The organism is Mycetohabitans sp. B8 (assembly GCF_021991875.1).
In the GTDB taxonomy this organism is placed as follows: domain Bacteria; phylum Pseudomonadota; class Gammaproteobacteria; order Burkholderiales; family Burkholderiaceae; genus Mycetohabitans.
This window is the reverse complement of record NZ_JAHLKR010000001.1, coordinates 192,644-207,291: the sequence shown is the minus strand read 5'-3', so window position 1 is coordinate 207,291 and position 14,648 is coordinate 192,644. Positions and strand designations below refer to the sequence as shown.

13 protein-coding genes and 1 pseudogene are annotated in these 14,648 nt (G+C 61.6%); 1 reads left to right on the top strand and 13 read right to left on the bottom strand.

Translation table 11 applies throughout. The features are described from left to right. Positions 1–79: 79 nt before the first annotated feature. Together KQH60_RS00890 and hemE are read right to left on the bottom strand one after the other, a co-directional pair. Positions 80–2,371: a primosomal protein N' gene (locus tag KQH60_RS00890; protein WP_237574661.1), complete on the bottom strand. Its 2,292-nt coding sequence runs from the start codon at positions 2,369–2,371 to the stop codon at positions 80–82. 454 nt (positions 2,372–2,825) lie between these two features. After that, positions 2,826–3,914 (bottom strand): uroporphyrinogen decarboxylase, encoded by a 1,089-nt coding sequence (gene hemE, locus KQH60_RS00885; protein ID WP_237574659.1) that lies wholly within the window; start codon positions 3,912–3,914, stop codon positions 2,826–2,828. A gap of 124 nt (positions 3,915–4,038) precedes the next feature. Here hemE and KQH60_RS00880 point away from each other — a divergent pair. Next, positions 4,039–4,361, top strand: a pseudogene (locus KQH60_RS00880) (transporter substrate-binding domain-containing protein); the annotation flags it as partial. A 459-nt stretch (positions 4,362–4,820) separates the two neighbouring features. Here the strand turns inward: KQH60_RS00880 and KQH60_RS00875 are convergent. From KQH60_RS00875 to KQH60_RS00825, 11 genes are all read right to left on the bottom strand, one after another. After that, positions 4,821–4,961, bottom strand: a complete 141-nt coding sequence (locus KQH60_RS00875; protein ID WP_237574688.1) for a hypothetical protein — start codon at positions 4,959–4,961, stop codon at positions 4,821–4,823. A 57-nt stretch (positions 4,962–5,018) separates the two neighbouring features. After that, on the bottom strand, positions 5,019–6,746 hold the full coding sequence (locus tag KQH60_RS00870) for an AMP-binding protein (protein WP_237574657.1): 1,728 nt from the start codon (positions 6,744–6,746) through the stop codon (positions 5,019–5,021). Positions 6,747–6,961: 215 nt separating this feature from the next. Then, positions 6,962–7,387: a F0F1 ATP synthase subunit epsilon gene (locus KQH60_RS00865; protein WP_237574656.1), complete on the bottom strand. Its 426-nt coding sequence runs from the start codon at positions 7,385–7,387 to the stop codon at positions 6,962–6,964. A 105-nt stretch (positions 7,388–7,492) separates the two neighbouring features. Beyond that, positions 7,493–8,884: a F0F1 ATP synthase subunit beta gene (gene atpD / locus KQH60_RS00860; RefSeq protein ID WP_237574655.1), complete on the bottom strand. Its 1,392-nt coding sequence runs from the start codon at positions 8,882–8,884 to the stop codon at positions 7,493–7,495. Between the two features lie 71 nt (positions 8,885–8,955). Continuing rightward, positions 8,956–9,840 carry a F0F1 ATP synthase subunit gamma gene (gene atpG / locus KQH60_RS00855; RefSeq protein ID WP_237574654.1) on the bottom strand — a complete coding sequence of 295 codons (885 nt, stop codon included), beginning with the start codon at positions 9,838–9,840 and terminating at the stop codon, positions 8,956–8,958. Positions 9,841–9,919: 79 nt separating this feature from the next. Further along, positions 9,920–11,461 carry a F0F1 ATP synthase subunit alpha gene (gene atpA / locus KQH60_RS00850; RefSeq protein ID WP_237574653.1) on the bottom strand — a complete coding sequence of 514 codons (1,542 nt, stop codon included), beginning with the start codon at positions 11,459–11,461 and terminating at the stop codon, positions 9,920–9,922. A 66-nt stretch (positions 11,462–11,527) separates the two neighbouring features. Next, positions 11,528–12,076 (bottom strand): F0F1 ATP synthase subunit delta, encoded by a 549-nt coding sequence (locus tag KQH60_RS00845; RefSeq protein ID WP_237574652.1) that lies wholly within the window; start codon positions 12,074–12,076, stop codon positions 11,528–11,530. Positions 12,077–12,078: 2 nt separating this feature from the next. Continuing rightward, positions 12,079–12,549: a F0F1 ATP synthase subunit B gene (locus KQH60_RS00840; RefSeq protein WP_237574651.1), complete on the bottom strand. Its 471-nt coding sequence runs from the start codon at positions 12,547–12,549 to the stop codon at positions 12,079–12,081. A 121-nt stretch (positions 12,550–12,670) separates the two neighbouring features. Further along, on the bottom strand, positions 12,671–12,940 hold the full coding sequence (gene atpE / locus KQH60_RS00835) for a F0F1 ATP synthase subunit C (protein WP_041752938.1): 270 nt from the start codon (positions 12,938–12,940) through the stop codon (positions 12,671–12,673). A 61-nt stretch (positions 12,941–13,001) separates the two neighbouring features. Next, entirely contained in the window at positions 13,002–13,850 is an 849-nt protein-coding gene (atpB, locus tag KQH60_RS00830; RefSeq protein ID WP_237574650.1) for a F0F1 ATP synthase subunit A, read from the bottom strand. A gap of 51 nt (positions 13,851–13,901) precedes the next feature. After that, positions 13,902–14,444: an ATP synthase subunit I gene (locus tag KQH60_RS00825; protein ID WP_237574648.1), complete on the bottom strand. Its 543-nt coding sequence runs from the start codon at positions 14,442–14,444 to the stop codon at positions 13,902–13,904. Between the last annotated feature and the right edge of the window lie 204 nt (positions 14,445–14,648).

Sequence of the window (14,648 nt, the reverse complement as noted above, 5' to 3'; positions counted from 1 at the left end):
CGATTTGACCTGATCAGACGCGGCGCGCAAAGCTGAACAACGGCTTCGCTAAAAGGATAGGGCGTCATGCCATGCGCACTCAGATATCCAGCGGATCGACTTCCACATTCCAGCGCAGCGCCCCCTTGAGTTCGCGCAACCGCGGCACCCAAGCGCGCAGCGTACGCTGCAGCGCGGCGCGCGAAGCGCTTTCGAGCAGCAGCTGTGCGCGGTGCACGTGCATCACCTTGACGATGTTCAGCGGTACCGGATCATAGCGCGTCACGCACTCGGCGCCGGGTACCGCGTCGAGTATCGCGGCGGCTTCATTGAGAAACCGCAGCGCGTCGTCTAAGCCGCGCGCTTCGGCGCGCAGCAATGCCTGGAAAACGAAGGGCGGCAGATGCGCGTCGCGCCGCTCAGCCAGTGTCGTCTCGGCAAAACCCACGTAATCGTGGCGCGCCAGCGCCGCATATAACGCGTGCCGCACATGGCCGGTCTGGATTAGCACCTCGCCGCGGGCGCCGCCCCGCCCGGCCCGGCCCGAGACTTGCATTAATTGCGCGAACAGCCGTTCCCCCGCGCGAAAATCATGCGAGAACAACGCGGCATCCGCATTCAGCACGCCGACCAGCGTGACCCGTTGAAAGTCATGTCCCTTCGCGATCATCTGTGTGCCGACCAGGATATCGACATCGCCGGCGTGCACCCCGGACAACAAAGCCTGTGCACTACCCTTGCGCCGCGTGCTATCCGCATCGATGCGCAACACTCGCGCACCGGGCACCGCCGCACCAAGCGCCTCCTCGATACGCTGCGTACCGCGGCCGAACGGCGCCAGGTCGACGTTGCCACACGCCGGACATGCCCGCGGGATGCGGCTCTCCCCGCCGCAGTGATGGCATCGCATGCGCTGTTCGGGCTTGTGCAGCACCATATACGCGCTGCAGCGCGGGCAGCCTGTGACCCAGCCGCATGCGTCGCAGGCCAGCACCGGCGCGTAGCCCCGGCGGTTCAGGAACACCAGGCTTTGTTCGCCGCGCGCCAAGCGCTCTTGCAACGCTTTCACGAGCGGCATCGACAACCCGTCTGCGCGATGACGGCCCGTCTGTTTCTCCGCCTCCATGTCGATTAGCCTGACCCGAGGCAACGTCGCGTCCGCGACCGCGCGTCGCGACAACGCCAACGTCGTGTAGCGGCGCTGGCACGCGTGCCACCAAGTTTCGAGCGACGGCGTGGCCGAACCGAGCACGACGGGGACGCTCAATTGCTTGGCCCGCCACACCGCCAGGTCCCGTGCAGAGTAGCGCAGCCCTTCTTGCTGCTTATAGGCGGGCTCGTGTTCTTCGTCGACGATAATCAGCGCCAACCGCGGCAGCGACGCGAGCACCGCCATCCGCGTGCCCAGCACGATCCGCGCACCGGCAGCGTGCGCCGCCAGCCAATTACGCGCTCGCTCGCCGTCTGCCAAACCACTGTGCAAGGTCACCAAGGCGGTAGCCGGCCAGTGCGAAAAACGTGCTCGGAATACCGCTTCGAATTGCGGCGTTAGGTTGATCTCCGGCACCATCACTAGCGCCTGCGCATCGGGCCGACGGGCGAACAAGGCAGCCAAGCTGTGCAGGTACACCTCGGTTTTGCCACTGCCGGTCACGCCATGCAATACGAACGGCGCGAAGCCCCGGGCGGCGTCGATCGCCTCGACTGCCGCCCGCTGTTCAGCATTGAGTTCGGGCACCGGGCACGGGTCCAGCCGCGATGAGACATCGTGCTCGGCCCGCCCCAGCGGCTGCGTCGTGCCGCTCATTTCCATTGCCTCGACGGCGCCACGCCATTGCACGTGGACCCATCCGTGCCCCTGCCACTGCTCGAGCATCGCAACGGCCTTCGGGTGGATCGCGCGGACATCGTCGGCGCCCAGCGTATCCGCCAACAACAATGCCTGGGCGAGCCGTCGCAACGCCGTCGCGCGAGCCGGCAATGCGTCAGGCAGCCTGTCGCGTCCGGCCGCCGTCAGCCGATAGGCCGGCTCGCGCGCGAACAACCGTGGCCAACGGGCCGCATCGCGCAACGCTTGCGGCAACGCTGGCAACGCCACCTCGCCGCGGCCGCGCTGATAGTAATCCGCGGCAAACGCGATCAATTGAAGCCAGTCCGCGTTCAGCGGCGGGCAATCGATGCACGCGCCTTGGACGTCTCGCAACCGAACCTGTGGCACGTCAGTCGTATCCGCGACCTCGATGACCAGTCCCACCGTCTGCCGGCGGCCCAATGGCACTTGCACGAGCATGCCGGGCAGCGGCTGCGACGGCAGGCTCCAGCGGTAGTCGTACAGTGCCGAAAGCGGATGGTCCAGCGCGACTCGGACGTAACGAAAAAGCGTCGGTTGCATGGGTCATGTGTCGGCGCAGCCACAGCGGTTCGAGCCGGCGAAGCGTCACCGAGAGAGGGGACAAGGCGGCGTAAAGTTAAAGTAAAACATCGCAACCGCTGCTAAGCCATGGATTTGGCGTAAAAATTCATAGTCGCTCGGCATCCCTGTGGATAACTTTGTGCAAAAACCCCCGACCGCCTCCGTGGAACGACCGCGCGGCGTGCCTTCCGCTGAGATTGGGTATTACATCGCCCTGATCCGGGTTTCCTTACAAATCAATGGGTTACTCAAATAATCCGCACGTGATGCTACCGTGCTACGCCAAAATCCGTGATGTGGCAAGGTTGGCGAAAAAATGTGTATAAGTGGCCGTCGGCAGGTCTTGACAAGTCGCAGCTACCGCAGTTTGCGCGAGCCCGGGGGCTCCTGACGACCCGAGCCCGCGCTAGTGCATTGCGGCAACGGTCGGCGCTCACTCACCGGCGCGCATTGCGCGGCTGTACTGGTGTACTTCGTCGACTAGTTCGGTGACCGCCTGCACTGGCGTGAATTGCGAGATGCCATGCCCGAGGTTGAATACGTGCCCTGGGTAATTGCCGTAGGCGTCCAGTACCTGCCGGACCTGCGCGCGAATCACGTCGGGCGGGGCAAACAACACGTTCGGGTCGAGATTGCCTTGTAAGGCGACCCGTGCGCCCACTCGCGCCCGCGCCCGCGCCAGATCAACGGTCCAGTCCAGCCCCACCGCATCGACGCCGCTTTCGGCAATGGCTTCAAGCCACTGCCCACCGCCCTTGGTAAAGACAATCACGGGGACGTGCTCGCCATCATGCTCGCGCTTGAGCGCCGCGACGACCTGGGACATGTACTGCAGTGAAAACGACTGGTAAATGCGGTCGGCCAGCACGCCGCCCCAGGTATCGAAGATCATCACCGCTTGCGCGCCGGCATCGATCTGCGCGTTCAGATAATCGGCAACCGCGCGCGCATTGACCTCCAGTATCCGGTGCATCAGATCGGGCCTAGCATACAGCATCGACTTCACGACACGAAAGTCGTCACTGCCACCGCCCTCGACCATGTAGCACGCTAGCGTCCACGGCGAGCCGGAGAAGCCAATCAGCGGCACGCGCTGGCGACCGTCGGCGCCCATCAACGCGCGACGGATCTGCGCAACCGCGTCGGTCACGTAGCGCAACGTCGCATCGATGTCGGGCACCGCGAGCCGGGCAACGTCGGCCTCGGTGCGGACCGGACGCGCGAAGCGCGGGCCCTCGCCGGGCGTGAATTCGAGTCCCAGCCCCATCGCATCGGGGATCGTCAGGATGTCCGAAAATAGAATCGCTGCATCGAGCGCGTAGCGATCCAGCGGCTGCAGCGTCACCTCGGTCGCATAGTCGGGGTGCTTGGCCAAACCGAGGAAGCTGCCCGCACGGGCGCGCGTGGCGTTGTACTCGGGCAGATAGCGGCCCGCCTGGCGCATCAACCAGATCGGCGTGTACTCGGTCGGTTCGCGCCGCAGCGCGCGCAGGAAAGTGTCGTTAGCGAGTTTGTGAGGCACGGTGCGATCTGCCCGATAAAAACATCATTTTAACGGACGCGCGCCGCGCATCGGCGATTCGGGCCATGGACACCGGCTAGTCCATGAGGCACGGGTCCCGGTGTTTGGGTGTTTGGGTCATCGTCACCCAGGCCGCAGCAATGAGCGGTTGCCAAGCAGTTCTTCCCTCTCGCTAAGTTGATTGTGTATCCGGACAACGTAACGATCTTCCTGCAAATTGCCGCCGGCCACGCCGACATGATGGTGACCGACGCCTCGGAGCGCTGCTCCAGCAAAAGCTGTCCCCGGCCTGTGCTCAGCCCACCCCGACAAGCCGTTTCAGTACGAAGAGAAAGCTTACCCACTGCCACACGACGACGTAGCCTGGCAGCAATATGTCGACAGTGGCTGCGACTGGCACGCGACACGGACGAGCACCAGGCCGTGATCGACCACAAGCTGACGTAGTCGGCGCTGCATACGCCGGATCGATGCTCATCACGCGGTGCTTGTAAAAAAACGCGAATGAACGTAACGCAGGGCCGCAACGCACGCGCGCGGCGACAGCCGCATACCGCATCGAGTCAATGTTGCAGAAATTTTTTTACCAAAAGGCGAAGGTTAATAAAATAACCTACTTGCAAACGACAATCGCAAGGACGTTACAACCTGAAACACTTTGTTACCCTACGTATTGCGGGTTTCGCCCAGAATGCTTCCAGCGGGTTCCAACACGGATGTGGTCTGAAGTGTCGTATGAGCGGATGCGACGCGTGAAGATCGGTCGGCACTGCCGAAGCCCTCTTACAGAGGGGCATCCTTGTTGGAATTGCGTCGGACGCGGTAACGCAGTGCCACCCATGGTCTCCTCGCGCTAACCCCGTAGCGTGTGGTTTTTAGCGGGCTTCGAGCCCGCTTTTTTTTGGTTCATCGAATATTTTTGAAGAACGCGGCGCGGATATTGAGGAAGACATACGCTTCGTCGCGGTACCCGTAGGCTCGACGCTTGATGAGTTTGATGATGTTGATTCCCCCGACGTCTTTAAATTCAGCCGTCAGGTTACGCAATCGGCAAAAATCGCTCCACGGTTTCCTACGAAGAACTTTTTTGCCCGCGCTGGCTGCCTACGCGGTCTTATCCGACGATAGCTTCAACTCGTCGATCATCTTGGCGCGCATCACGAATTTTTGCACCTTGCCCGTTACCGTCATCGGCAAGTCCGACACGAATCGTACGTATTTGGGGATTTTATAGTGAGCGATCTGGCCGTGGCAAAAGTCCCGGATGTCCTGCTCGGTCGCCGTCTCGCCAGGCCGCAACACGATCCAGGCGCACAACGCCTCGCCATATTGCGCGTCCGGCACCCCGAAGACCTGCACCGACTGTATCTTTGGATGTCGAAACAAGAATTCTTCGATCTCCCGCGGATAGAGGTTCTCGCCGCCACGGATCACCATGTCTTTGAGTCGTCCTACAATATTGCAGTACCCCTGAGCGTCCAAAATCGCCAGGTCGCCCGTATGCATCCAGCCGTCGATGATCGACTCGCGCGTCTTTTTGTCGTCGTCCCAATAGCCTTGCATCACCGAATAGCCTTTGGTGCAAAGTTCACCGGTCTGCCCGACCGGTACGATATTGCCTAGCGCATCAATGATCTTCGCCTCCAGGTGCGGCTGGACCCGGCCCACCGTCGTGGTGCGCTTTTCGAGCGGGTCTGAAGTCGAACTTTGGAATGAGACAGGGCTCGTCTCGGTCATCCCATACGCAATCGTGATCTCGCCCAGGTGCATGCGTGCGACAACCCGCTTCATCGTTTCAATCGGGCACGGTGAGCCCGCCATGATGCCAGTGCGCAGCCGACTCAAGTCATATTGCTCGAAATCGGGGTGGTCGAGTTCAGCAATGAACATCGTCGGCACGCCGTGCAACGCTGTGCATCGCTCGACCGACACTGCAGCAAGCGTGGCCGCCGGATCGAATCCTTCCGCCGGGAATACCATCGCGGCACCGGTGGACACACAGGCGAGCACCGCAAGCACCATGCCGAAACAGTGATACAGCGGCACCGGGATGCACAACCGGTCCTGCTCGGTCAGTCGCATCGACATCGCAATAAAGCGCGCATTATTCACGATGTTGCGATGGGTCAGCGTAGCGCCCTTCGGGTTGCCGGTGGTGCCGCTGGTGAACTGGATGTTGATCGGGTCGTGCGCATCAAGCGTGCCGCTTATCGCGGCGAGCTGCGCCATGTCCAGGCGGCGTCCTTGCTGCACCAGATCGTCGTAGCGAAGCATGCCCGGCGTCTGGCCGGTGCCCATCCTAATCACGTGGCGCAGTTCGGGCAGGCGCGCCGCTTGCAGTTCCCCCGGCGCGTGCTGCGCAAGTTCCGGTGCGAGCGTCTGCAGCATCTCGAGATACCGCGACGTCTTGAATTGCTCCGCGGCCACAATCGCGCGGCAGCCAACCTTGTTCAACGCATATTCGAGTTCGGCCAGCCGATAGGCGGGGTTAATGTTAACGAGGATCGCGCCGATGCGCGCGGTCGCAAACTGCGTAACCAGCCATTCGACGCGGTTCGGCGACCAAATGCCGACCCGGTCCCCGTTGCCAATGCCCAGCGACGCCAACCCGGCAGCCAGCGCGTCGACCTCCTGAGACAATGCGCGCCACGTCCAGCGCACCCCCTGCTCCCGGAACACGACGGCCAGACGGTCAGCGACGCGTTGCACGGTCTGCCCAAGAAACTCGCCCACCGTCGCCCCGGACAGTGGGACATCGGTACGGCCACGAACGTAGGACAAGCCGTCCTTGGGCTCGATTTGCGCCGGCGGCAAGGCGAGTGCAGCGGTCATGATCGTCTCCGGTTTCATCCTCTGAGTCGTTCAGGGTGACGTTGACGTATTGGGAAGCTTTCAATCGCATTGTGGCCGTGGCCTATGACACTGCGCATCGATTGAAACCCGGACGCAACCGCAACGCTCAAAACGAAGACAAAAAAAAACCCACATCGTTCGATGTGGGTCGTTCAGACTGGCGCGGCCGCGAGCTTGCCGCAGCCATGTCCGGGTCAATGCTGTCCGCGACGACGACGCAGTTGCGCGATGGCCGCGAGTTGAGCAGTGGCATAGGCCAGCTCGGCTTGTGCCGTAGCGTACTCGAGGTTCGAGTCAGTGTTCTGCAAGGCCTCTTCGGCACGCTTGCGCGCCTGCTCGGCCTTTACCTCGTCCAGTTCCGCGCCACGGATCGCGGTATCCGCGAGCACCGTCACCGCGCCGGGCTGCACTTCGAGGATGCCGCCGGCAACGAACACGAACTGCTCGTCGCCATTCTCGTCCTCGATACGCACGGAGCCCGGGCGGATACGCGTGATGAGTGGCGTGTGGCCGGGCAGGATGCCCAACTCACCCGCTTCGCCCGGCAGCGCGACGAATCTCGCGTGTCCCGAGAAAATACTTTCCTCGGCGCTGACGACGTCTACTTTGATGGTTGCCATATCGACTCCTGGTTGAGCGTGAATCGCTGGGATGAGGACGGTCAGTTTTGACTCTCCCGGCGCCCTCAACAAGAGGACGCCTCCCCGATACGAACACCCGACCGATTAGATCTTCTTTGCCTTCTCGAAAGCTTCGTCGATCGTACCCACCATGTAGAACGCCTGCTCCGGCAGATGATCGCACTCGCCATCAACGATCATCTTGAAACCGCGGATCGTTTCCTTCAGCGGCACGTACTTGCCGGGCGAGCCCGTGAACACTTCTGCCACGTGGAACGGCTGCGACAGGAAGCGCTGGATCTTACGCGCACGCGCCACCGTGAGCTTGTCTTCCGGCGACAGTTCGTCCATCCCGAGAATTGCGATGATGTCGCGCAGTTCCTTGAAGCGTTGCAGCGTCTGCTGCACGCTGCGCGTGATCGTGTAGTGCTCCTCGCCAATCACGTTCGGATCGATCTGGCGCGACGTCGAATCGAGCGGATCGACCGCCGGATAGATACCGAGCGACGCGATGTCACGCGACAACACGACGGTGGCATCCAAGTGGCCGAACGTGGTCGCCGGCGACGGATCGGTCAAGTCATCCGCCGGAACGTACACGGCCTGCACCGACGTGATCGAGCCGGTCTTCGTCGACGTAATGCGCTCCTGCAGCTTGCCCATTTCCTCGGCGAGCGTCGGCTGATAACCCACCGCGGACGGCATCCGGCCCAACAGCGCCGACACTTCCGTCCCTGCCAGCGTGAACCGGTAGATGTTGTCGACGAAGAACAGCACGTCGCGGCCTTCGTCACGGAAATGCTCGGCCATCGTCAGACCCGTCAACGCCACGCGCAGGCGGTTACCCGGCGGCTCGTTCATCTGACCGTACACCAGCGCGACCTTGTCCAGGACGTTCGAGTCCTTCATTTCATGATAGAAGTCGTTCCCTTCGCGGGTACGCTCACCCACACCGGCGAATACGGAGTAACCGCCGTGCTCCTTCGCGATGTTGTTGATCAACTCCATCATGTTCACGGTCTTGCCCACGCCGGCGCCGCCGAACAACCCCACTTTCCCGCCCTTTGCGAACGGGCAGATCAGGTCGATCACCTTGATGCCCGTTTCAAGCAGCTCCGTCGATGGCGACAGTTCGTCGAACGCCGGTGCCTTTTGATGGATCGAACGCGTGTTCTCGTGTGAGATGGGGCCCGCTTCATCGATCGGCCGGCCAAGCACGTCCATGATCCGACCGAGCGTCGGCGTGCCGACCGGCACGGTGATCGGGTTGCCCGTGTTCTTCACCGTCAGCCCACGGCGCAAGCCTTCGGACGATCCCAAGCAGATCGTGCGTACAACGCCGTCGCCGAGTTGCTGCTGGACTTCGAGCGTCAGATCGCTGCCTTCCAGAATCAGTGCGTCATAGATCTTCGGCATCTGCTCGCGCGGGAACTCCACGTCGATAACGGCGCCGATGCACTGTACGATCTTGCCTTCTACCAAAGCAGTAGTACTCATCGCATTTCCTTTAGATACTTGATTCTTTCCCCGCGCGCGGCGCGTGGTTCCGGGCCTCGTCCATGCGGGGCTCAGACCGCCGCCGCACCGCCAACGATCTCCGACAGTTCCTTCGTGATCGCTGCCTGACGGCTCTTGTTGTAGACAAGCTGCAGCTCGTTGATCACCGTCTTCGCGTTATCGGATGCCGCCTTCATCGCCACCATCCGCGCCGATTGCTCGGACGCCATGTTTTCGGCCACGGCTTGGTACACCAGTGCTTCTACATAGCGCACTAGCAGGTCATCGACCACCGCCTGCGCATCGGGCTCGTAAATGTAGTCCCACGACGACTTCGGCGTCGGGTCTTCATCCGCGCGTTTCTCGAAACGTTCGTCGGTCAACGGCAGCAGTTGCTCGATCACCGGCTCCTGCTTCATCGTATTGACGAAACGTGTGTAAGCCAGATACACCGCCGACAACTCGCCTTGCGAATACCGGTCGAGCTGGACCTTGATCGCGCCGATCAATTTCTCCAGGTGCGGGGTATCGCCCAGATGCGTGACCTGCGACACGACTTTGCCACCGAAGCGGTTCAAAAAGGCGAGGCCCTTGCCGCCGATTGCGGTCGACTCGGTCTTGATGCCCTGTGCGTCGAGATCCTTGAACTTCTGCACCAATGCACGCAGCACGTTCGTGTTCATGCCGCCGCACAAGCCCTTGTCGGTGGTCACCACGATGACGCCCGCCGTCTTTGCGCCGGCGTTCTTCACCATGAACGGGTGACGATACTCGGGGTTCGCCTCGCTCATATGCGCGGCAATATCGCGAACCTTGTCGGCGTACGGGCGAGCCGCGCGCATGCGCTCCTGCGCGCGTCGCATCTTCGACGCGGCCACCATTTCCATCGCCTTGGTGATCTTGCGCGTGTTCTGCACGCTCTTGATCTTGCCGCGGATTTCCTTCATACCAGCCATTGCTTACTCCTTGTCCGAAGCGGCGCGGCCCGTCGTGACGGCGCACGATGCAGGCCGCATTCTGTCCGCGTTCCCGAGATCAGTAAGCGCCGGACTTCTTGAAGTCCTTGATCGCCGCATGCAGCGCGGCTTCATCGTCCTTCGCCAAGTCCTTGTTGTCTTCGATACGCTTGATCAGCGCGGCATGGCGGGTCTTCAGGAACTCGCCCAAGCCCTTTTCAAACGGCAGCACGTCCTTCACTTCCAGCTCGTCCAGGTAGCCGTTGTTCGCGGCGAACAGCGCGACCGCCAGTTCCCAAACCTGCAGCGGCTGATACTGCGGCTGCTTGAGCAGCTCCGTCACGCGACGGCCACGCTCGAGTTGCTTGCGGGTCGCTTCGTCCAGGTCCGACGCAAATTGCGCAAACGCCGCAAGCTCGCGGTACTGCGCCAAGTCGGTACGGATGCCGCCGGACAGCTTCTTGATCACCTTCGTCTGCGCCGCGCCGCCGACGCGCGACACCGAGATACCGGCGTTGATCGCGGGACGAATACCGGCATTGAACAAATCGGTTTCCAAGAAGATCTGGCCGTCGGTAATCGAGATGACGTTGGTCGGCACGAACGCCGTCACGTCACCGGCCTGCGTCTCGATCACCGGCAGCGCGGTCAGCGATCCGCTCTGGCCCTTCACTTCGCCGTTCGTAAACTTCTCGACATATTCCTCGGACACGCGGGCCGCCCGCTCGAGCAGACGCGAGTGCAGATAGAACACGTCACCGGGATACGCCTCGCGGCCTGGCGGACGACGCAGTAGCAGCGAGATCTGGCGGTACGCCCACGCTTGCTTGGTCAGGTCATCATAGATGATCAGCGCGTCCTGGCCGCGATCGCGGAAGTATTCGCCCATCGTGCAGCCAGCGTACGGCGCGATAAATTGCATCGCGGCGGAATCGGATGCCGACGCAGCCACGACGATTGTGTAGTCCATCGCGCCATGCTCTTCGAGCTTACGCACGACGTTCATGATCGATGACGCCTTCTGGCCGATCGCGACGTAGATACACGTCAGGTTCTTGCCCTTCTGGTTGATGATCGCGTCAACGGCCACGGCGGTCTTACCGGTCTGGCGATCGCCGATGATCAACTCGCGCTGGCCACGGCCGATCGGCACCATCGAGTCGATCGACTTCAGGCCGGTCTGCACCGGCTCGGACACCGACTTGCGCCAGATCACGCCCGGCGCAATCTTTTCGATCGCATCAGTGGTCTTCGCGTTGATCGGACCTTTGCCATCAATCGGGTTGCCTAGCGCGTCGACGACGCGGCCGATCAACTCCGGACCGACCGGCACCTCGAGGATGCGGCCCGTCGTCTTGACCGTGTCGCCTTCGGAGATGTGTTCGAATTCACCGAGAATCACCGCGCCAACTGAGTCGCGCTCCAGATTCAGCGCCAGGCCGAACGTGTTGCCCGGAAACTCCAGCATTTCGCCTTGCATCACGTCCGACAGACCGTGGATGCGGACGATACCGTCGGTCACGGAGACCACGGTTCCCTGGTTGCGGACGTCAGCGTCGGCCTCCAGTCCCTGGATCCGGCTCTTGATCAGCTCGCTGATTTCAGCGGGGTTGAGTTGCATAATCGCTCCTGATGTTCAATTCTGTTGCGCGTCGCGTTGGCGTGACGCTGGCGGACCGCAATTCGGTTATGCGGTCAACGCCGTTTGCATCGCCGCGAGCCGCGCGCGGACCGAGGTATCGAGCACTTCGTCGCCGACCGTCACCCGCACGCCGCCAATCAGTGCCGGCTCGAGCTTCACCGCCGGCTTCAGCTTGCGCTGGAACTTGCGCTCGAGCGCCGCGACCAGATCGGCAAGCGACTGCTCGTCCAGCGCAAACGCACTCTCGATGGTCACATCGGCCGCACCTTCCCGTGCATTCTTTAATGCATCGAACTGAGCAGCGATCTCGGGCAGCAACGGAACCCGGTGGTTTTCCACCAGCATCTGCACAAAGTTCTTCGCGGCCGACGAGTCCTTTGCCGGCGACTTCAGCGCGGCAAGTAGCAGGTCCACGACCTGCTGGCGGCCCACCTTCGGGCTCGATACAATCGACAGCACCTCAGGAAGACGCGCAACCTGCGCCAACTCCTGCACCAGTGCGGACCAGGCAGCCAAATCGGCGGCACGATCGGTCGCCGCCACGCCAAACAGCGCTTCGGCGTACGGACGGGCGATGGTTGCTAGTTCGGCCATGATCAGAGCTCGGCTTTCAGTTGGTTCAGCAGTTCGACATGCGCGTTCTGGTCGATTTCGCGCTTCAAGATCTGCTCAGCACCCTTGACGGCCAATGCGGCGACATCGCCGCGCAATGCGTCGCGAACCTTGACCACTTGTTGTTCGGCCTCGGCCCTCGCTTGCGCGATGATCCGCGCCGCTTCGGCCTGTGCGTTGCGCTTGATCTCGTCGGCCACGAGTTGCGCGCGCTTTTCCGCCTCCGCGACACGCTGCTGTCCTTCGTTGCGCGCGTTCGCCAATTCCTGGTCGATCCGCTTGTGGGCCGCCTCGAGTTCCGTCTTGCCCTTGTCGGCGGCGGCCAGTCCATCGGCGATCTTCTTCGCACGTTCGTCGAGCGCGCTGATCAGGGGTGGCCACACGAACTTCATCGCGAACCACGCGAGGATCAGGAACACGACCATTTGCGCAATCAAAGTTGCGTTCAGATTCACGGTGTTTCCTTAACGATAGCTTTGCCAGAATTGAAAGCGGGCGCGTTCGCAGGACCTAGCGAAGCTCGCGCCCGTTTCTTCAATACGCCGCGCATCATGCGGCGCGCGGTAACCGAAAACCTTAGCCAGCGAGCTTCGACAGCAGTGGGTTCGCAAACGCAAACAGCATGGCCACACCCACGCCGATCAGGAACGCCGCATCGATCAGACCGGCAAGCAGGAACATTTTGGTCTGCAGCGGGTTCATCAATTCCGGCTGGCGCGCGCATGCTTCAATGTACTTGCCGCCCATCAACGCGATACCAAGGCAGGCACCGATCGCGCCCAGGCCGATGATGATGCCGATACCGATGGCGGTCAGACCCTGGATGTTGGCGATGAAAGCTTGCATGATCACTCCTTTTTAAAAGACTTGGGAACTGGAAATCTAAACGTGTTGGGCCGGGGACGCTTTAGTGAGCGTCATGTGCCTGGCCGAGGTAAACCAGCGTCAGCATCATGAAAATGAAGGCTTGCAACAGTACGATCAGGATGTGGAAGATCGCCCAGACGCTGCCAGCGAGCACGTGACCGACAAAGCCGAGCACCGTGGTGTCCGCACCAAAACTCCAGATGCTGCCGAGCAGCGCGATCAGCAGGAACAGCAGCTCGCCTGCGTACATGTTCCCGAACAACCGCATGCCGAGCGAAACGGTCTTCGCGAGAAACTCAATGAGATTGAGCAACAGGTTCGGCAACCAAAGCAGCGGGTTCGAGCCGAATGGCGCCGACACCAGCTCGCGTACAAAGCCGCCGGGCCCTTTGATCTTCACGTTGTAATACAACATCAGTACGAGCACGCCGAGCGCGATACCCAGCGTGCCGTTCAAGTCGGCGGTCGGCACGAGCCGATGATGTGAAATCGTGTTCGACAGGCCGATCCATTCGATGATGCTGCCCGGCAGGTCGACCGGAACGAAGTCCAGCGAATTCATCAACGCAACCCAGACGAACACGGTCAGCGCCAGCGGGGCGATAAAGCGGCGATTGCCATGGACGATTGCCTTGGACTGGTCCTCGACCATCTCGACCAGCATTTCGATCGCGCATTGGAATCGGCCCGGCACACCTGGCGTCGCGGCACGCGCAGCCATCGCCAGTATCACGATCGTGACTAGCCCCATCGCGATCGACCAGAACAGCGTGTCGATGTTGATGATCGAGAAGTCGACGATCGAAGTCTGGTGCTTCGTCGCGAAATTCTGTAAGTGGTGCTGGATATACTCGGACGGATCCAGATGCGTTCCTGCGCTAGCGGCCATGACGTGTCAATCCAATAAATCGAAAACCTGCTTCGTCGGGTACCGCACCGCTCAGCGCCATGCCAGCGCGAGCCAGTACGTTTTCAGCGCAATGAGGTAGGTAACAAGCAGCGCGAGCCAGTGGACGTTCCGATACAGCATCGCGGTCGCAACAAACATCGCGACCGTTGACGCGATCTTGACCGCCTCGCCCAGCACCCAGCCAAGAATGCGCTCGGTGCTGCCCTTCCTCCTCAGGCGTGCCGCGAACAACGCACTCGGCACCCAGCATATCGCCCCGCCCAACACCGCGGACAGCGCAGCATGACCCGGCGACCTTGAAAATAGCCACCACGCAAGCGCCGCTGCCAGGGATACAACCATTTGCACCGCCACGACCTTCGTCGGCGTGACGCGCGATGGACGGCTCACCTGCGGCCCGAACATGCGTTCGGCTTCGCCCCGGGTGAGCGGAACGATGTCGTTATCTTCCAGCTCGTCGTCCCCATCGTGGCACACAGCGGCGGACCGGTTCGATGGCTTGCAAGGCGATGGCACTGAACCCGACGCAACGGCCGGATCACGCTCGTTTTCCGGTACGCCGGTCGTCATCACACATCCTTTGCGGCCCCACCACGCTTACGCGCGCCTTTCGGAGTAGGCAAGCTGATAAATCCGGGCGATTGTAAGCGATTGTTGCAGCGTATTCAAGGCTTTATTGCTGCCGACCCAAGCGCATCCGGGCCGGCGCGCGGCGAGGCACGGCTTCATTTTGCTGCAAATCTTTCCTTACTGGACGCTGACACGGGGCATGCGTCA

Coding starts and splice junctions, on each gene's coding strand:
- KQH60_RS00890 (WP_237574661.1), bottom strand. CDS start 2,371: ATGCAACCGACGCTTTTTCGTTACGTCCGAGTCGCGCTGGACCATCCG.
- KQH60_RS00870 (WP_237574657.1), bottom strand. CDS start 6,746: ATGACCGCTGCACTCGCCTTGCCGCCGGCGCAAATCGAGCCCAAGGAC.
- KQH60_RS00865 (WP_237574656.1), bottom strand. CDS start 7,387: ATGGCAACCATCAAAGTAGACGTCGTCAGCGCCGAGGAAAGTATTTTC.
- atpD (WP_237574655.1), bottom strand. CDS start 8,884: ATGAGTACTACTGCTTTGGTAGAAGGCAAGATCGTACAGTGCATCGGC.
- atpG (WP_237574654.1), bottom strand. CDS start 9,840: ATGGCTGGTATGAAGGAAATCCGCGGCAAGATCAAGAGCGTGCAGAAC.
- atpA (WP_237574653.1), bottom strand. CDS start 11,461: ATGCAACTCAACCCCGCTGAAATCAGCGAGCTGATCAAGAGCCGGATC.
- KQH60_RS00845 (WP_237574652.1), bottom strand. CDS start 12,076: ATGGCCGAACTAGCAACCATCGCCCGTCCGTACGCCGAAGCGCTGTTT.
- atpE (WP_041752938.1), bottom strand. CDS start 12,940: ATGCAAGCTTTCATCGCCAACATCCAGGGTCTGACCGCCATCGGTATC.
- atpB (WP_237574650.1), bottom strand. CDS start 13,850: ATGGCCGCTAGCGCAGGAACGCATCTGGATCCGTCCGAGTATATCCAG.